At 63.4% G+C, this 358-nt stretch carries 1 protein-coding gene; it reads left to right on the top strand.

Annotated elements, in window-relative coordinates; genetic code table 11:
• Positions 1-358: DUF4082 domain-containing protein (locus ACPYOJ_RS34805; RefSeq protein ID WP_481420296.1), on the top strand; the 358-nt coding region annotated here is incomplete at both ends.

Below are 358 nucleotides of genomic sequence, written 5' to 3'. Positions count from 1 at the left end.
TCACCAACACCTCGGCGAGTGGCTGGCAGACGGTGAACTTTGCGACCCCTGTCACCATCGCCGCCAATACCACCTATGTCGCGTCGTACCACACGACCGGCACTTACGTGGCGACCAACAATTTTTACACCAGCGCTGTCACCAATGGCCCGCTGACGGCGCTGTCAAACGCTGCCGCCGGCGGTAACGGCGTCTACCGCTACGGCGGATCCGCCGCGACAGGCATTTTCCCGAATGCAACTTTTGGCGCTGCCAACTATTGGGCCGACGTGGTCTTCCGGCCGTCGACCTCAGGCAACACGACGCCGACGGCGGTTGCCGATGCGGGGGATGCGACCGAGAAGGGCGGTACCGCCAA

It is taken from the genome of Rhizobium sp. SVR5-9E, from assembly GCF_056755095.1.
Note: the sequence above shows the minus strand (reverse complement) of the source record. Positions and strands in the feature narration are given on the sequence as shown.